This window comes from Bacteroides reticulotermitis JCM 10512 (genome assembly GCF_000517545.1).
GTDB lineage: Bacteria > Bacteroidota > Bacteroidia > Bacteroidales > Bacteroidaceae > Bacteroides > Bacteroides reticulotermitis.
Genome location: NZ_BAIV01000033.1, coordinates 27,572 through 45,943, shown reverse-complemented (window position 1 = coordinate 45,943; position 18,372 = coordinate 27,572). Strand labels below are relative to the sequence as shown.

At 43.2% G+C, this 18,372-nt stretch carries 9 protein-coding genes and 3 pseudogenes; 2 read left to right on the top strand and 10 right to left on the bottom strand.

Features of this window, described 5'->3' with window-relative positions:
• Positions 1–120: 120 nt before the first annotated feature.
• Positions 121–240, top strand: a pseudogene (locus tag JCM10512_RS22135) (helix-turn-helix domain-containing protein); the annotation flags it as partial.
• Between the two features lie 184 nt (positions 241–424).
• Positions 425–571, top strand: coding sequence for a hypothetical protein (locus tag JCM10512_RS22830; RefSeq protein ID WP_158332236.1), 147 nt, complete (start codon positions 425–427; stop codon positions 569–571).
• A gap of 369 nt (positions 572–940) precedes the next feature.
• Here JCM10512_RS22830 and JCM10512_RS17530 read toward each other — a convergent pair whose 3' ends face one another.
• The 10 genes and pseudogenes from JCM10512_RS17530 to JCM10512_RS17485 form a co-directional block, all read right to left on the bottom strand.
• On the bottom strand, positions 941–1,528 hold the full coding sequence (locus JCM10512_RS17530) for a hypothetical protein (protein WP_044164984.1): 588 nt from the start codon (positions 1,526–1,528) through the stop codon (positions 941–943).
• A 5-nt stretch (positions 1,529–1,533) separates the two neighbouring features.
• Complete coding sequence (locus JCM10512_RS17525) at positions 1,534–2,040, bottom strand: RNA polymerase sigma factor (RefSeq protein ID WP_044164982.1); 507 nt, start codon at positions 2,038–2,040, stop codon at positions 1,534–1,536.
• 366 nt (positions 2,041–2,406) lie between these two features.
• Complete coding sequence (locus JCM10512_RS17520; protein ID WP_044164977.1) at positions 2,407–3,045, bottom strand: HU family DNA-binding protein; 639 nt, start codon at positions 3,043–3,045, stop codon at positions 2,407–2,409.
• 341 nt (positions 3,046–3,386) lie between these two features.
• Positions 3,387–7,357, bottom strand: a pseudogene (locus JCM10512_RS17515) (hybrid sensor histidine kinase/response regulator transcription factor).
• A 56-nt stretch (positions 7,358–7,413) separates the two neighbouring features.
• The gene (locus JCM10512_RS17510) at positions 7,414–8,751 is read right to left on the bottom strand and encodes a DUF6055 domain-containing protein (protein ID WP_044164976.1); all 1,338 of its coding nucleotides are present in this window, start codon (positions 8,749–8,751) and stop codon (positions 7,414–7,416) included.
• A 9-nt stretch (positions 8,752–8,760) separates the two neighbouring features.
• A complete protein-coding gene (locus JCM10512_RS17505; protein ID WP_148298461.1) occupies positions 8,761–10,068 on the bottom strand; it encodes a CotH kinase family protein in 1,308 nt (435 codons plus the stop codon).
• Positions 10,069–10,172: 104 nt separating this feature from the next.
• Positions 10,173–12,443, bottom strand: coding sequence for a DUF6055 domain-containing protein (locus tag JCM10512_RS17500; RefSeq protein ID WP_044164974.1), 2,271 nt, complete (start codon positions 12,441–12,443; stop codon positions 10,173–10,175).
• 126 nt (positions 12,444–12,569) lie between these two features.
• Positions 12,570–13,565, bottom strand: coding sequence for a DUF4859 domain-containing protein (locus JCM10512_RS17495; protein WP_044164972.1), 996 nt, complete (start codon positions 13,563–13,565; stop codon positions 12,570–12,572).
• Positions 13,566–13,603: 38 nt separating this feature from the next.
• The gene (locus JCM10512_RS17490) at positions 13,604–15,283 is read right to left on the bottom strand and encodes a RagB/SusD family nutrient uptake outer membrane protein (RefSeq protein ID WP_044164970.1); all 1,680 of its coding nucleotides are present in this window, start codon (positions 15,281–15,283) and stop codon (positions 13,604–13,606) included.
• Between the two features lie 11 nt (positions 15,284–15,294).
• A pseudogene (locus JCM10512_RS17485) lies at positions 15,295–18,335 on the bottom strand (SusC/RagA family TonB-linked outer membrane protein).
• Positions 18,336–18,372: the final 37 nt, after the last annotated feature.

The window sequence follows — 18,372 nt, the reverse complement described above, 5'->3', positions numbered from 1 at the left end:
GGACTGCAAATATAAAGAATATTTATCTATAAAGCGGACAAATTACGGTCTTGAATATATCCCCATCAATAGTTTTTTGTACTCCGCTAACTTACTGTCCAGCGGAAAGGTTCTAAAAACTCAACGAGCCTCAGCATTCAGGAGATTGCTTATGAATTGAATTTCCCAAACCAATCGTTTTTCGGGAAGTACTTCAAACAGAAAACAGGCATGACACCGGGACGATATAGGGAGAACTGAATACCTGCTGATTAAACAGCTGTGATTTCTATTTATAGGCAGCACAGAAATTTAAGTCCAGCAAACCGATCAACCAAATAAGTTCGGATATAATTCATTCCTTGTCTATTATTACCCAAAAATATTTTTTATATTTGGAAGTGATAACGTATGAGAATAAAAAACAATCAAATTATCGATAACAATGGAAGACGATTATTCATGGGCCCAAGACCTTCAAGATTGGGAGAACGCACAGGACGAATATGAACGGTTGGGATTAAGTGATGAATGGGAGGATGGCATTCCTCCTAAGATACAAGAGCTAATCAATCGGGATGAGCAAGATTGAGTTATGGCTAGGATCATAAGCACAAGCTACTCCTTGAGAAAATAGGTTATCTATTGACTTAAAACCAAGTTCCCATAATTGGGATTGTCGCCTCGTTATTTGTGAATTATAATACTGCAATGCTGCGTTGCAGTATTATCTGGAAGCATATGTATTGCTTACTGACAAGGAACTCCCATTGGAGCAGATAAAATCTAGGCTTTACAGGATGTAAACAAACCAATAGGCATAGCTGAATACCATTTTTTACTACCCAAAGATGAACTTCAAACACGACTCCTTGACGAAATAATAGAGATTAAAAAGAGACTACATTTGAAGACAAATAGACTGTTGTGACCTTAAGTATTCCGAAAGTATCCTTAGCGGTTATTTTTCTAAGGATTCTAATTCCTCTATTTCTTTATTTATTGCATGGAATCGTTCCCGAATAGAATATTTTGTATAGTACATCGATCCGACAAAGACCCCACCTATTAACAGGAGCATGATGATAAATTCCGTAGTAAACGAAGCTTTAGGCAAAACCATGCATAATATAGCTAATATAATGATCGGCATAACCATGTAACGTATCCGATTCATGCGAAGCTTAGTCTTTTCAAGTTCAGCAAAACGCTTTTTTATCGACAGAACCGGATCTGTAAAGTTGATTTTACAGAGTAATATTCCATACCTTACCTCCCAAATATATAAAAAGGAATATATGGGAACAAACAGACCTAATCCGATGTAAAAAGTAGTGGTGAAATTGAATTGAATGTCTGTGAGCATTATTATTAAGCAAAGGACAAATGGCGAGACTATATAAAACAGCGCTCTTATCCGTTCCTTATTCAATCGCATTTCTGCCTTATTAGTCAATAAGATTTTGACAGTATTTCTATTCAAACGGACATTTTCCGTGATTGCTTCATCGCATCTTCTCAGTATGTTTTCTAATTCTGTTAATTCCATAATTGTTATTCTTTTGCATGTGCCATTTTTCTCAATTCACTCTTAATACGGCTAATCCGAGTTCCGATATTGGTTTTAGTAATACCTGTAATATCGGATATTTCCTCATGAGAATTACCGTCAAGATAAAGTAAGATTATAGCTTTATTGATTTCACTTAACTCATTAATGCAACTATATAATATCTCTAATTCTGATAGATCATTTTGCTTATCAATCCATGAAGCTATTTCCTTCTCTTTGAAATCGCTCAACGATGCTATTACAAAAGTGTTATTCTGCTTTCGTTTATAGTTCATCGAAATATTCAAAGATATGCGATATATCCAGGTTGACATTTTACAACTTCCATTGTAGCGTTTCAAAGATTTCCATAATTCGAGAATGATATCTTGCATCAGATCTTTTCGGTCTTCTTGTGTATACGCATATGCGCCTGATATCTTCAGGATGATTCCTATATGCTGCTCCAGCATATCCATAAATTGCTCTTTGATATCCTTATGTATCATATTTACATATCTCGTTATTCAAAAACAAACATACACCATTGCGTGTACTCCATTCATCTTTATTAATAACAGGCTAGGCGAATAAATCACATGGGAACTCATTCTTTAGGAAAACTTTCGCATTTCCTCCCTGGTTAGTGGAACATTTAAGTCGGAGATTTCCGTAAACAACACGCCTCCCACATGAAAGAAAAAAAATCATCTCTCATGCTCTCATCATTTTAGAATAAAAAACTATTAATCAACAGATTACCGAATGAGAGATACTTTCAAAAAAGGGTATCTCTCATAAAAATTAGGGCAAAAAGGGCTTTAAATGAGCGATCTCTCATACTATTTTACGTATCTCTCATTCGAAAATGACTCTTATTCGCCTGTTTTCTTCTTTTTTATATATACCCGATGTACCCCACTTCCGGCAATTCCGATACCCGAATCCGGTTGATAGCCCCATTGTTTCAGTTCGTTGGTAGCGGCCGTTTGAAGCAGGCCGGTTAGTCGGCGATATTCACTAACGGTGAGGAAAGGATGATGGTCGAGGAATTCTAAAGCCAATGCCAGTCGTTGTTCCGGTGTGAACTTCTGCGAGGAGCGTTGTCGTTTCCAAGGTGCTCGCTCCAAACGACATCTTTCATTGACGTTTCTGATCAGTGTCCGGTCGGCTCGGAAGTTGACTCCGCCCACAACGAGGCTTTGTGCATTGCGATGCGTTGCTCCTTCTTCGGCTCCTTCACGTTCTTTACCTCTAAATAGGGCAAGTGACGGCGTAAATGTTCCTATTCCGTCTATTTTAACCGAACTTCCTTGCGCCATCAGATACGCCATTTCAATAGCTGTCTGAAGCAGTACGCCTTCGATGTCTCCCGCACTGAATCCGCTAACGTCGCTAACTCGTTTGGCTAACTCTTTGAGGGGCACGTTGTCTATCCGTGCAAACTTTGGATACGTAATTCTTTTGCCTGTTTTCTGTAAGTCGGGCATCTCTTCCATGATGTATTTTGCCATGCTTGTTCTGTTTTAAAGTATTAATAAACAAATCCTTGTACGTTAGCAGAGAACTTCTTTTCCCCTAACAACAAAGTTCCTTTGATTCGTTTCATACCATAAATGAAGCTTTTGTTTTTATAAATAAAGATTGCATTTATAAAAATGGAAGTTGCATTTATAAGACCGAAGCTTATAATTATAGATTACTCTCTGACAAAGATAAGTTTTCTATTTAAAAAAAGGAAGTTTATCAGTAATAAAAAACAACTAGTTTAACTATAAATCAGGGAATAAGTAACCGTACGGTTGCTATACTACAACCACACACATCGCTCGACACACGGACACTTGGCGTTTTCCTACTTTTTCCCGGCAATAAACTCGCCCGGCTTAATTCCGAACTGTTTCTGGAAGCATTTGCTGAAATAGGACGGGTTACTGAAGCCAACCATGTAACAGATTTCGTTAATCCGGTACTTGTTCTCGGCCAACAAAGCGGCGGCCTTCTTCAAACGCACCACCTGAATCAGTTCGTTGGGAGTGATGTTGGCCAGCGTCTTGATCTTGGCAAACAAGCCCGACCGACTGATACATAACTTCTCTGCCAGAAAGTCGACAGACAGTTCGGGATTGGGGAAGTTCTCTTCAATAATCTCATTCATCCGAGTCAGGAACTCCTCGTCTATGGCATTGCTGGCAATGCTATGCAACGGAACGAGCGGCATGTTGGAGAACTTCTGGCGCAATAAGGAACGAAGATCGACTAGGTTCTTAATGCACGCTTCGAGATACTGCACAGAGAATGGCTTTTCAATGTAAGCATCCGCCCCACAGTCCATACCTTCGATCTTGGAGTGGGTGTCTGTTTTCGCGGTTAACAGGATGAACGGGATGTGACTCGTAGCCTGATCGGCACGAACAGCCCGACAAAGTTCCGTTCCGTCCATACGCGGCATCATCCAGTCACTTACGATCAACGTCACATCGTTCTCTTTCAGTTTCTCCAGAGCCTCCAATCCATCTTCGGCTGTGAGAATGGAGTACTTATCGGCCAAACTTCCCGAAAGGAAGTTCAACATTTCCGTATTGTCGTCCACGATTAACATCACGGGCCGGTTGTTCACCGAAACAGGCAAGAGAGGTTCCGACAGAATATCTTCGGGGATCGATGGACTTACGACTTCCTCGCCTCCATCGGTCACGGAAACTTCTTGCTCCACAGGCAACGTCACGATAAACGTGCTTCCTTCGCCAACTGCTGATTCGACATCAATGCAGCCTTTATGCGACTCAACGATGCTTTTCACAATACTAAGCCCGATGCCCGTTCCTTGTTTATTGTCCACCGCCTGATAGAAAGGCCGGAATATTTTCTTTTGTTCCTTCTCACAGATACCGATCCCGTTATCAGCGACCCGGATCACGAATGTATGTTGTTCCGGACAAACGGTACACGAAAGCAATACCTCGTCTTTGGTGTACTTACTCGCGTTGGTCAGCAAGTTACTAATCAGTTTGGTGATAGCCTCGCTATCGATAATCGCCGTAAAATCCGGGTCGGGATATTCGACTTTCAAGCGCGCTCCATGATGTGCGATATAGGGTTCGAAGCGTTCGCAAACCGCTTTCAACAATTGATAGATGTTTTGCGGGGCAAACCTCATGTGCATACCTTCTTCTTCCACTTTCCGGAAGTCGAGCAACTGATTGACCAATGACAGTAAACGCTGACTGTTACGGTCGATAACGCTCAGATCATCGCGCACGCCGGCGGGTAAAGGAACGGACGAATTGACAATCTTCTCCAAAGGCCCGATAATTAGAGACACAGGAGTCCGAATCTCATGGGCAATCATGGTGAAAAACTTGATCTTTGCCGCATGAACCTCTTTCTCTTTATTCGCATTCAACTTATTGATCTCTACCGCATGCTTCTTTTCCGTACGCTTGATGATGAAATGTACCAAGAAGCCGAGTACAATACAGGTAAGCACAAAGTAGAGAACCTTAAACGTGGTTGACAAATAGAATGGAGGATGAATTATGATGGTCAGGCTGGTTCCCTGTTCATTCCAGATCCCGTCGTTGTTGGTCGCTTTCACCCGAAAGATGTACTTGCCCGCCGGCAGGTTGGTATAGGTAGCCTTATGCTGCGAGCCGACAGCGTTCCAATCCTTATCAAATCCTTCCAGTTTATAGGCATATTGATTCTTCGACGGGGTGCAGTAACTCAATGAAGCATACCACAGACTGAAGACATTATCTTTATAAGACAATTCCAGTTCTTTCATCCGATGCAAAGGTTTGGGTAATTTTTGGCTTCCTACCCGTATCTCCTTGTTGCAAATCTCCAATCCTGTAATCACAACCGTCGGAAGCACCTTGTTGCTTTTAATCTGATACGGATAGAAAGCGTTGAATCCGTTGACCGATCCCAGATAAATCTTTCCGTCCGATGTTTTGAGACTGGCATTGGGCAGGAACTGATCGCTCTGCAATCCGTCGCTCTTGGTAAACACCTGACAACCCTCGCCCGGTGTATAGCGCACCAATCCTTTACTGGTAGCGAGCCAGAGGATATGCTGGTCTTCAACAATCCCGCAAATGTTGCGGCTGGGTATGTCGAGTGAGATCGATTCAAACGAATCGCTATCCGCATGATACTTACAGAGTCCGTTCATGGTGCCGACCCACATTTCACCGCGCGTATCTATCAGGGTACAATTCACCTGATCACTCAACAGCGAACCGGGAACATTGTTGTGGTGGTAACTTTTCCAGATCTGCTTCTCAGGATTATATTTGTATAGTCCCTTGCCTTGCGTAGAGAACCAGATATTCCCTTTGGTATCTTGGTCGATATCGATCGTTAATGATCCGAAGTCTTTGAGGCGTATGAAGTTGTTCTCTTTCCGGTTATACAAGTTCACGCCCGACATGGAAGCCACCCAGATTCTTTCTTCCCGATCTTTAAAGATGGCATACGAACTAGTTCCGTCGAGCGTCTTCGTGTCTTCCGATATGCAACCGTACGCATGGAACTTTCCGGTTCGGGTATTCAGTACATTGACGCCTCCGGTATACGTTCCGATCCACAGGTTATCACCATCCATACAAAGCGCATGAACGTTGTGATACGAGAGGCTGTTCTTGTGTTCATTCGGTAAATAATGAGTAAACTGACGATCTTTCGGTGAGAACCGGCTTAGTCCGCCATCATCAGAAGCAATCCACACATAGCCCTGTTCGTCTTCGCAGAAACGCCCAATGACTGTTCCACTGACCGAATTAGCGTAGCGGGAATGAACGTAACTTTCAAACTGCCCCGCATTGGGCGAAATATAATTCACTCCTCCGTAGAATGTACCGACCCATACACCTCCCTCACGATCTTTAACAATGGGGTAGACAAAACGGTTGGACAACGAATAAGGATTGGTCTCGTCTTCGGCAAACAACTGGCTCTCTTCGGTTACCGTATTAAACAATAACAGTCCGTCATCCGAGCCTATCAGTAATTCGTGCGGGGCATACTCCATCAGCGAATGGATGTGCATGCTTCCTTTTCCCATAGTCGGATGCAAATAAACAGTCACCTGCCGCTATACTTGTCGATCTTTTGCAACCCGCTTTCCCAAGTTCCCAGCCAAAGTGTATGCTCAGAGTCTTCCAACATCACCAAAGCGTTTGAGCTATGCTTGCCCGATGGATAAGTTAGCTGAAAAGGCTCGAATTTATTATCAGCCTTATTCAATTTGAAGACCGGAGTACTTCCCCAATTGGTGATGGCCCATATCTGATTTTCACTATCCACAAAAACACTGGCTACCAAGTCGTTTGCCGACTTAAACTCGTACTGTTCGAGCACATGCTTCGCCCGATTGTACTTAAAGACTCCCTGCCCAATGGTAGAGAACCATAAATTGTTATCTTTGTCCTCGGTGATATGGTTGACAGTTGTTTTAATAGTGACTCGGTTGGCCGTAGCAAAACGGAACGGCACAATAGCCTCCGTTTCATAATCATATCGGTATAGTCCGCCATCGGTGCCGATCCAGATCTCGTTCTGCAAGTCGTATAAGAAAGAGATGTACCGATCCGGTTCCTGCGGTGTCAGTCGATACAGTTTGACAGCTGTTCCGTCGTAACGGTTAAGCCCTTCGTCAGTACCAAACCAAAGAAATCCGTATTTATCTTGCATAATGGAACGCACGGAATTGGACGACAATCCGTTCTCGACCGAGAAATGCCGAAAGCGGAAGCCATTGGAAATAGCTGTCAGACATACCGGTACAAGCAAACACAAGATAAAAAAGGTGATTCTCTTCATAGCAAAACAATATTTAAGACACAAGATTACGACTTTTAGACAAGAGAACCCAAAATTTAAGGAAAAAAGTTAAGCTTACAGCCTGTAAGTTTTATCTGGTAGGGCCATTGCGCATCTTTCTCCGGAGGATTCGGATTCATCCAATGTTCGGTCGGAGCTCCCATTACTACCAAGTAGAGATGTGTTAGTTCCTTTCCTTGCGGAGTGCTAAAACGAGCTTTTCCTTCTTTCCCCCGTTTCATCTGGCCATAGATTGTTTCACCACTTGAGGTTACGCCTACAAAGCCATACCGCCAGCCCGCTTTATCCGGGTTGACAAATGTTGTTCCTTTCGCATCCACTAATCCACGGAAAGTCACTTCTACTACCTTGCCCGGAGCGGGTATAGACAAAGGAATGGCATTAAACCCATAGTTCTCCGGAGCGTTTCCGGCTGCAACCTGATAACTTCCGCCAGCCAACGAATCCAGTTTGCAGGTATATTTGCATGCATAAGGACGTGTCGCATCCCATACACGGGGAAAATCCCAATTGATAAAGTGGCAACAAGCATCGAACATTTCATCACAGAACTGTTCCTGCGTCTGCCCGGTTAAGTGTTTGTAGGTCATCACCGGATCTTCTCCCCGCTTCCCCTGTCGATACAGTTCGGCAATGAAGGGCAATCCCCGCTTCATCCCCCAATATTCGATCACATAGGGCGAGTGATAGATATTCTCTAAATGCAGATAGGCTTTGTGAGTCAGTTTCATAAAGGCATCCCAGTGATACTTTTCATCGGTAATCCATTCCGGGTTAACCTGCCAAAGCATCCACTGCGAAGTCATTTCAAAGAAACCGCAGCCTCCCCATGCTTCACCCTGCTTATCGCAACTGATCTGTGCCTGAAAGCTATGTCCCAACTCATGCGCAATACAATTCAGCTTCTGATCCTGAATACGGTTAGGAGCAATCCAAAGAGCTCCGATCTCACCGTCATAATCGCCGCCATAAGCGGTACCTTCCAATGAATAGTTAAGCATCACCATCATGCGGTACTGTTCGCTTTTCGAGCCCGGCTTAGCAAACTTCAACGTATCCCGGAAATAAACATAAAAAGATTCTAGTTTCTCCAGTAAATTAGCAAGATCTACCTGCATCGAACGACCTTCTAACTGGGGAGGATTGGCTAAATCATTGCCGAACCCCTTCTCCCAGAAAACAACAAAGTTGTCGGAACATACCATGCGGTGATAGCTCCACTTACTTTCCGGATTCTGCAAATCCATCTGTTGCAGATCTTTGGGTATATAAATCGTTTTACCGGCAGGCAGAGAGACAGGCGTCAACTCTTGTCCTGCTAACTTGCAGCAAAGCAGCAAGCTCACACTTAACAGAAAGATATATTTTCTCATCGTCACATTTTATTTAGTTCCTGACGGATAATTTGCCACAACTGTGTCTATATAATCAGCACGCTGCTGAAGCCATTGCTTCATCCGGTTTATCTCGGTGCGATAATTTTTATCAATGGGCCAACGTTTTGCATTGCGTTCCATCGCTCCCGAAACATTCTCTATATACAGGTTCGTTTCCCGCCAGAAATCGGCCATCACTTTCTCTTTGACTTCCTTCCAACGTTTCTTGTACTCAGTAACAAATCTCTTATTCTTAAACAAATCGGTGAAGAAAGAAGGTACCCGATAGCCTCCAATGTGATTGGCGGGATCGGTTCCCAACACCAATTCCTTATAACTGGTAAAGAAGTTATGTCCGGTATACATGGTTGACCAATCGAAGTCGAATCCGCCATCAAAATCCCACAACGGTCCCATTATCCACCGTCCTCTTTTGTCTTTATGCATATAGATACTGCGAGGAGCATCCACTTCCACATTATAAACCAACTCTTGCAGGAGCATATAATCGATGAACGAAGCTATGTCCAACAACTGAGCGGTCCGATCATAGTCCGCATCCCGTATACTCTGTTCGAGCAAAGCCAAATCGTCTTGCACAAGCTTCAACTGCTCAGTAGTAGCATCTTCGGGAGACTTCACACAAATCGGCATTTGGTAAACTGCAGACCAGAAATTGTCTCCTCCTTCAGGGTTCAGTGCTGGGCCATCATCTGCATCCAAGGATATCAACATCCCCTGCATCGCATCGACAGCAACCCGGCTTTCTCCCTGCTCCACTTGTTCGGTCAGTTGATAAAGCCCGATATAACTACCGTTCAAAGTAACCTCGACATAACGAGAATGGTTCGTGTAGGGTAGCCCCAGTTCCGCACCCGCCACAAAAGCAAAAGTATTCATCACATGAGTCGGGTCTCGATAGTTAGCCAGAAGCACCCAGTCTTTCTCGGTAGCCAGTCCGAGTATCTCCGACTTTTTATCTAATTTGATGCGATAAGGCTTCTTCGGATACCACAACCATGTAGAGTTACCGCGTCCCCGAATACGGGCTGTTCCCGCATAATTCCACGCTTCCTTGGTTGAGCTAATGGTTACAGTGCAATTTACATAGTCCTTTTTATCTTTAGACACAATCGGGGCTTCGTTCTCCGTAGCAATATTCATCTGCGCAACCTGATAGGCCGCATCCGTACCCGGCACTTCAGGCTCCGGTACTTCAGGTTCCGGCACTTCCCGGTTGTCCGAGCTATCCGAACAACTAATGCCGGATAGCATGATCAATAGTAAAAGACTTAGGGTATAAATTGTTTTCATCTCTTCATTGAAAAAAAGGCCGGAACAGTCCTTGTATTCGCAGATGTTCCGGCCTTTCAATTATAACTATTCGATATCAAATCTCATAAAAGCTACTTTGAACTCTAGAACTGTAAGTTAATAACAAAGGTGGCTTTATACTGTGTACCGTTTTTCACATATACCAAAACAGGCTTAATGGTGTACTTCTGCCCGTCTACACTCTTACCCGGTTTGTGTCCGTACGTAATTACAAACGAGTCTTTGTTGTACTCAAACCAGATCGGCGCATCGGCACCCCACGTTCCGCGGTCACCTTGAGCTGTACAATAGAATCCGCCATTAGCCGAATAGGTGTAGGAATAAGTGTTGTCGCTTTGCAATAAGCCCAACGCAACTTTCCCTTCAGCCGGCGTCACAGTCGTTTCGTTAGCAATATCCAACGTTCTGCCGCTAAGCACATCAGGCTTCATGACAAATGCTTGCGCCAACTTCTTAATGTCTCCCGTGCTATATAGGTTGATTGTTCCCAATTCATAACCAGCAGTAGAAGCGCTACAAGTCAGGTTATATGTAAAGGTTTCACTTTTAGGATCGGCATTCGTATCGATATAGAAGCTTCCCAGCAAGTCAGTTCCTTCAAACTTAACTTTATAGGGCCATTGGTCGTCGTCCGCTTCGGTATCATTCCACGGATGCGTAGCATATTGAGTCGGAGCACCAAGCACAACAAAGTAGAGATGGCTGGTTCCGGTAGGAATGGTGTACGAAACAGTTTCCGTATCGGCTTTATGCATCGGGGCATATTGCGCCTTTCCATTGACAACTGCCACGAAACCATAACGCCAACCGGCTGATGTGTTGGACGTTTTATTGTACGTATCGGTACTGCCTACCGTCTTTCCGTCACCATCGATCATATTACCCGCATCATCTGCTGCCAGACTGCTGCCTGCGGCCAAGCCTACAAAATTAGCTTTGATAGTAGTACCGGCATCCACCACATTCAACGGAATTATATTGAATCCGCTTGTTCCGGGACAACTGGCATAAGCCACTTGGTAATAGCCGGCATTGTCGTACAACTTGGTCGTATAGTTACGAGCATCTTCGGTTGCGTAATTGCGCATAACGTCGATGTCATAAGTCACCATACGGGTTGCGTAATCATAAAGTTCGGTATATAGAGCCTCCAGACTGTTGTTACAATACAAACGTTGGTAAGTCATCAAAGGATCTTCGGGGAATTTAGATTGTTTCCACACCTCTCCCACTACATCCACTCCATGCTTCTGTGCCCAATAGTACTGCAACCAATAGCTGGCATAACGCATCCATTCGTGATTAAAGTGACGGTGATAGTTGGCTTTCCATACAGTCACATGATAACCAAACAACTGATCTGGGTAATCCTGGAAAGATTGCCATTGTGCGCACTGTTCCCAGAAGCTGTTACCACCGCTTGCATCCGCTGCAAATCCATAACGGAATCCCTGACGTGAGTCGTCAACCGCTCCGTTCAACAATTTATCGCAATATACCTGATATTGAAAACTATGTCCAATCTCGTGCGCGATAGTCGATCCTACGGGTTGACAAGTACTTGGGTTTACCCATAAGGCTCCGATTTTGTTGTCATATCCCGAACCGGTAGCTAACCATTCCGACTGATACAGCAGGTAAATTTCCATCTTATAAGTATCTAAGTAGGATTTACCGGAACCGACGTTCGCAAACTTCAACACTTCCACATTCGTTTTATAAAACTCTTCCGCTCTTTCCAACAAATCATCAATGTCTACACGCAAAGCCGCATTAACGGCTTCTCCATTTGGGTCTTCACCGAAGCCGGGTTCCCAGAATACGAAGAAGTGTTCACTTTGCTTATGCCGGAACCAAGACCATTTGGCATCGCTGCGCAACATATTGATGTTATTAAACTCTCCCGGCTTATAGTACTTATTAAAATCTTTGATATCCGACTCGTTCATAACAAGCACCGCATTCGGATTGGCTCCTTGTATAATGTTGATAGTGGTACTCTTATCACCGCAAAGCAGTGTGATTACAGCCGTACGATATATTTCCGAGTCATTCGATTCAAATAAGATGGGGATAGAAATGTGACCGCCGGTTCCCTGGTATTTGTTTAATTTCAACCAATTACAAGCTTCTCCGGCAGGGTCTTTCACCGTAGCCGTCCAGTTGGTAGTAGCTTCGAACTTCACCGAAGTTTCCACTTCATTCCATACCACATTGACTTCTTTTTGTCCCTCACCAACCGTTATTTCAGGATTCACCACCTCTTCGTTATCACTGCAAGCGCTCATCTGAACGGTCAAGCACAATGCCAAGAGCGGAAATAATGACTTGAAAGAAATAAACCGTGTTTTCATACTCACTTTGCTGCTATATTTACGTAAAGTTTGTTTCATATTCGGTAGATATTAAAGTTAATGATTGGAAGAGGATAATCGATTATTTAGAAACAAATCAATCCATTATCCTCTCCGGTCGCTCTTTTAGTCAAAAGTAGCATTTACAATGAACTCGATGAACTTACTATCATCACTCTTCGACGCATAGACAAACCTTATATTGATCTTAGTACCCGAAGCGATGGCCGGAGCGCGCCCAATTGCAACAAAACTTCCATCATCACTCGTTTCGACAAACAAGGTAAAGCCGGCCGTGTTCCATGTCGTTACCTTACAATTTGCATCCAACCAATAGCTGATTCCACTTCCTCCTGCCGTATATGCACTTTCTTTATCCCAAGCACCTGTGGTATTATCTACCATATACAAAGCAATGTCTCCTTCACTGTCTTTACATGCTGCAGTGAACTCTTTCAAAGTCATTCCGAGATTCTCTACAATTACATTTTCATGGTCTGCAAAGTCTATCTGGAAAGAAGCATAGTCACCAGTCGGAATATTATCGGTTACAATGATACGTCCCGGATCGGTAACTGTCACCGTGAACGAGAAGCGAACATAGTTGTCATAATCAGGCCCATTTAGCGCAAAGCCCACATTCAAGTTCAATGATGTACCTACGGGAGCACCGTCTATCATGCTGACAACAAGCGTTTTTGCATCTTTATCCAATTCAAGAGAAGCAATTGCATTTTCTTTTTCAGAGACTCCACCTGCGGTATTATAGTACCATCCGGTAGTTCCTTTAGTCATAGCCGCTTTATTCCAGCTCCCCTTACTACTATTGATATTGTAAAACACCACACTCCCATCGGCCAAAGCAGAGACAGCTTCGTCTACTGTCATACCCAGATAATCATGAAACTTGGCGGCGTAGTCTTTCAAATTAAGAGTTTGAGGTTCAAAACGTGCTACCGGAAATTTCAGACTGGTAGTAACTGTTGCAGCCGCATTCACTTTCAAATAAGGATTTTCATTTTCTCCATACACATGCTTACTGGTTGCGTCTTCTATATCGTCACAGGCAGCAAATGCAAGCATGAAACATCCTATTAATGTATATATTAAGTTCTTTTTCATATTAGTATTCCGTTATTAGTAAGATATTCTTCGTAAACTCATTGTACTGTTGCACCATAACCTGAATTTTGTTTCAGCTTCATGTTGCCGTCAAGTGCTACTTTAGGAATCGGGAATATATCACAATGTCTGTCCGTCTTATCTTCTTTCGCGTCTTTACAGAACCATGATTTTCCATTGTAAACATTCTGTTCGGTACCCTTAATGCGGAAACGAACCAGATCCTGACGGCGGTGCGCCTCAGCTGCAAACTCCCAAGCTAACTCGTCTAGTAAGCCTCCTAATTCAATATCGGCACCTCCTTCATTGGTAGTAACCCAAATATCGGCTTCACCCATCTTACCTTGATTTTCGTGATGACCATATGCATAGTTACTTCCGCCTTTCAGTTGAGCTACTGTACGTACGGCTTTTGCCGGATCAGTCTTAAATGCACGCTGACGTACTTTGGTAACAAGATCAGCACCGTCTTGCTCAGTTTCCCCGTTATAACCTCCCATGCGGAGCAAGCATTCCGCTTTCATCAAGTATGCATCAGCCAAACGGAAGAAAGGAACATCATCGTAAGAGGTACCGAAGTCACCCGCGAGTATTTCGTATTTCACTAAACGTGCTCCTTCAAAAGGATAACATCCGGGGTTGTCAATGCTATGTATCTCTTTCGTATAAACCAACGGTTCACCTTCCACATAAATAGGAGCACCGGTGTAATCATATTGTTGTCCTACAATCCAGCAGTCTGTATAGCGACTATCTTTGGAATCATAGGTATCCAAGAATTGAGGTAATACAGTACTACCACCTGTAGCCCATCCGTTAAAATTCCAAGTCACACGTCCGGCAGTATGCATCCATTTGTTGGCGAAATAATTACCTCCGGCATATTTCTCGGCGAAAGGAATACCGAAAATCACTTCCGGTGAGCTGGAAATATCTTCTTTAAAGTTATCCGAATAATTGGTAGAGAGCGAGAACGGACCTTTCAAGACCTGATTCAATTCGTCTATAGCCTTTCCATACCAAGAATCATCCGAGTAATCTTTAAACCATGCATTGTGATTTAAATACATCTTAGCCAAAATCATATGAACGGTATAGTTATTGATTTTCCCCATTTCGACTTTGTCACCGCATTTATCTTGAACCGCATTCAACTCACTAATGATAAAATCCCAAGTTGCTTGTGGGGTCGCTTGCTCGGGCAACCATCCTTTCGGGTGATCAAAAGTCGTATCCAACGGAATGTTACGGAACAAGTCAAACAACAAATAATAGTAGAGCGCACGGTAGGCACGTAATTGAGCTACAGCCGACTCTGAAGTTTGTACCGCTTCATCAGCCAATAGCTTATTACAAGCGTTTATACCTGCATAATTATTGTTCCAAGCCACTTCAAAGTGTCCGATTTGCGAATGGAACTGATGTTTATGCATTGACACATAAAGGTCTCCCCAACCAATACCTACACGATAAGGGGTGCACCACACATCCGAAGACTCATCCATTATATCCGCTAGGCCGAACCATCCCCAATATACACTGCGTAGACTACTGTATACGGGAGCAAACATACTGGCTGCATCCTCTTCTGAGAATTCATATTTCTCGGAAGCTATCGTATCATAGATCGTTTCGTCCAAGTCGGTACAGCCTCCTAAGGTAAGTGTAGCTGCTCCCAGGACTGAAGCTAAAAGAGTTTTTCTTATTATTGTTTTCATAGTTATCTTATTTAAAATGTAATATTAACTCCAAAAGTAAATGAACGGATGCTAGGATATTTGTCGCGCCAGTCAATACCAGCCGAACGCGCATCAGAGTTAGAGAGCTCCGGATCCAAGCCGTCATATCCTGTAATACAGAATAAGTTATCTCCGGATACATAAGCGCGAATGTTCTTCACAAACGTATTATTTCTCAAAGGAACAGTATAACCCAGAGTCATATTGGTCATCTTCAGGAAATCACCTTTCTCAAGATAATAGCTGACAAATGTTTGCTTCTGTGCTGTCGACAATACGTTTTCTCCACCATAAGGTGCATTCCGTACACTCTTCAAGCGATTGTAAGCTACTGAGTTATTCTCATAGTAAGCACGTGCCTCATTCAGAATCTTAAATCCGAACTGTCCGGTCATCTGGAAAGAGAGATCGAAGTTCTTGTAACGGAAGGTATTGCTCCAACCCAGGTAAACTTTTGGAAGTGTATTTCCCAAGTATTGACGATAATCATCATTACTCAACATATTGTCAGTAAACTCTTCGATCTTACCTGTTTTCACATTCTCAATCATCCACAAGCCGTTTTCAGAAACACCAACCGACTTCATTCCATAAAAGTTACCGATAGACTTACCGACTTCCAAACGTTGAGTTGACAAACTGATCGGTTCGCCAAGACCAGCGTCATCAATCTGGTTAGTTGTTTCGTATAAATCATTTGAAAGACTTAACAGTTTATTCACATTATGCGACATCGTTGCGGTCGTTTTCCATTCAAAGTTTTTAGTTTGCACCGGAGTCGCATTGATTGCGATCTCAACACCGGAGTTACGCATTTCGCCTACATTGGCTAGTGTTCTGTTGTACAAGTTCGGAGGAGTAGGAACGGTGAACCACCACAACATATCAGATGTTTTCTTGGTATATACGTCAACCGATCCGCTCAAACGATCGTTCAACACACTCCAATCCAAACCGAAGTTGAACTCGGCGGAAGTTTCCCACTTCAAGTCGGGATTCGGATTGGAATTCACAACCAAACCGGGTTTCCACTTTCCATTTTCATAGTAATAAGAGTCACCCAAGCTATATTGGGTAAGTGACTGATAAGAAGCACTGGGAATAACTCCGGTTACTCCGTAACCTGCACGCAACTTCAGGTTATTCAGCCAAGTAATGCCTTTCATAAACTGTTCATTGCTGATCGTCCATCCTAAAGAAACGGAAGGGAAAGTACCCCATTTATTATTCTCTCCGAACTTGGAAGAGCCTTCCTGACGCACACTGACCAGAGCATTGTATTTGTTTGCATAACCGTAGCTAACACGTCCGAAAAAGCCTATCAGTTTATTGTCGTTCTTATAGCTACCCATCCCGCTTTACCTTCTTTCAAAGCCGCTCCGATACCCAGTTTATTATATTCAAAAAAGTCATTCTGGAAATCATAGTTATTCGCATTGAAACCTTCATTAACATTGTACTGATAACTATAACCGGCCAAACCATCGAAACGATGTTCTCCCCAAGTCGCATTATACTTAGAGGTAATCTCTAGGTTGTCTGTGCGGCTCTCAGCAAATGAATGGTAGGCATAACCTGTGTGGTTCTCCATCTTCTGAGAAAAATATTGAGAAGTATAATATCCTTTATCATGCGCATTGGTGCGACGAGTAGCTAACATGAGGTTCGTTTGCCAGCCCTTAATGGGCTCAAAAGTGAGATTACCGGTCATACGGGTCCACTCGTTCGTATAGTTACCTGTACGTTCTTTGACCATACCTACCGGATTATAATAATAGTTCACCTGGAAGTTTTCATAATACGTACCATCGTCATTCCGGATGGGCTCTGTCGGATTACGCATAATGGCCTGGCGATAAATATTGGTATCACCACCGTTACTGGCATTAGTCGCACTGTTCTTATGCAATCCTTTCAACATATTGAAATTAACCTTCAACATATCATTCAGCATCCAATGAGAAACATCAAAACTCATTTTCATCTCCTCATTGAACGTATCGATGATCACACCTTCTTCTTTGCGATAATTGAAGTCGGCAGAATAAGTAGTCGATTTGGAACCACCTGTAATGTTGAAATTATGATTATGTGTAAATGCGGTACGGGATACAGCGTCCAGCCAGTCAGTATCATATCCTTTGTCTGTGAAGTTTGTTAACCCTTGCCGTATATCTTCCGGCCCCATGAAATCTAGTTTTTTACCAAACTTACTAAACGACGCATAACCCGAATAGCTGGCAGTAGCACGTGATTCGCGTTTACCGGATTTAGTTGTAATAAGGATTACCCCGTTTGCACCACGTGTTCCGTAAATAGCAGCAGCGGAAGCATCTTTCAACACATCGATAGAAGCAATGTTCTCAGGAGCTACCGTCCCTAGATTTCCTTCAATTCCATCAACCAACACTAAAGGCGTTGAACCTCCCTCAAGGGAAATCACACCACGCAAACGAATGGTCGATTCCGCATTCGGGTCACCCGAACCTTTCGCAATAGTCAAACCGGCTACTTTACCTTTAATCAGTTCAGCGGCATCACCAATTTTACCAATCGTAAAGTCTTCGGCTTTCACACTGGAGACTGCACTCGTCACATCTCCTTTACGCTGTGTACCGTAACCGATTACTACAATTTCATCAATCAGTTCCGCATCTTCTTCAAGAATTACATCTATCTTACGACTACTTCCAATAGCAATTTCCTGCGATTTATAACCAATATAAGAAACGACTAACATCGACTTTGGTCCTTTTACCCGCAGATTATACTGCCCGCTGAGGTTGGTTACAACACCATTCGATGTTCCTTTCTCTAGAATATTGGCACCAACTATCGGATCGCCACTCTTATCTTTTACTATACCACTGATCGCCACAGTCTGTTGCTGGACAATCTCGGTTCCCATAACTTCTGTCATTTCTGGTAGTGCAAATGCCGGACTATACCCAACACCAGCAGTAAAGAAAAGACAGGCTGTCGCCCTGAGCAACGTTTTGCTAAACAAGGCTCGATTTTCATGTGTTTTCATATACATCTCTTTTTTAAAAGGTTAATATTTCTATTTG

Bases quoted from the DNA above. Each gene is read 5' to 3' on its own strand.
- JCM10512_RS22830 (WP_158332236.1), top strand. From the start codon at position 425: ATGGAAGACGATTATTCATGGGCCCAAGACCTTCAAGATTGGGAGAAC.
- JCM10512_RS17530 (WP_044164984.1), bottom strand. From the start codon at position 1,528: ATGGAATTAACAGAATTAGAAAACATACTGAGAAGATGCGATGAAGCA.
- JCM10512_RS17525 (WP_044164982.1), bottom strand. From the start codon at position 2,040: ATGATACATAAGGATATCAAAGAGCAATTTATGGATATGCTGGAGCAG.
- JCM10512_RS17520 (WP_044164977.1), bottom strand. From the start codon at position 3,045: ATGGCAAAATACATCATGGAAGAGATGCCCGACTTACAGAAAACAGGC.
- JCM10512_RS17510 (WP_044164976.1), bottom strand. From the start codon at position 8,751: ATGAGAAAATATATCTTTCTGTTAAGTGTGAGCTTGCTGCTTTGCTGC.
- JCM10512_RS17505 (WP_148298461.1), bottom strand. From the start codon at position 10,068: ATGAAAACAATTTATACCCTAAGTCTTTTACTATTGATCATGCTATCC.
- JCM10512_RS17500 (WP_044164974.1), bottom strand. From the start codon at position 12,443: ATGAAAACACGGTTTATTTCTTTCAAGTCATTATTTCCGCTCTTGGCA.
- JCM10512_RS17495 (WP_044164972.1), bottom strand. From the start codon at position 13,565: ATGAAAAAGAACTTAATATATACATTAATAGGATGTTTCATGCTTGCA.
- JCM10512_RS17490 (WP_044164970.1), bottom strand. From the start codon at position 15,283: ATGAAAACAATAATAAGAAAAACTCTTTTAGCTTCAGTCCTGGGAGCA.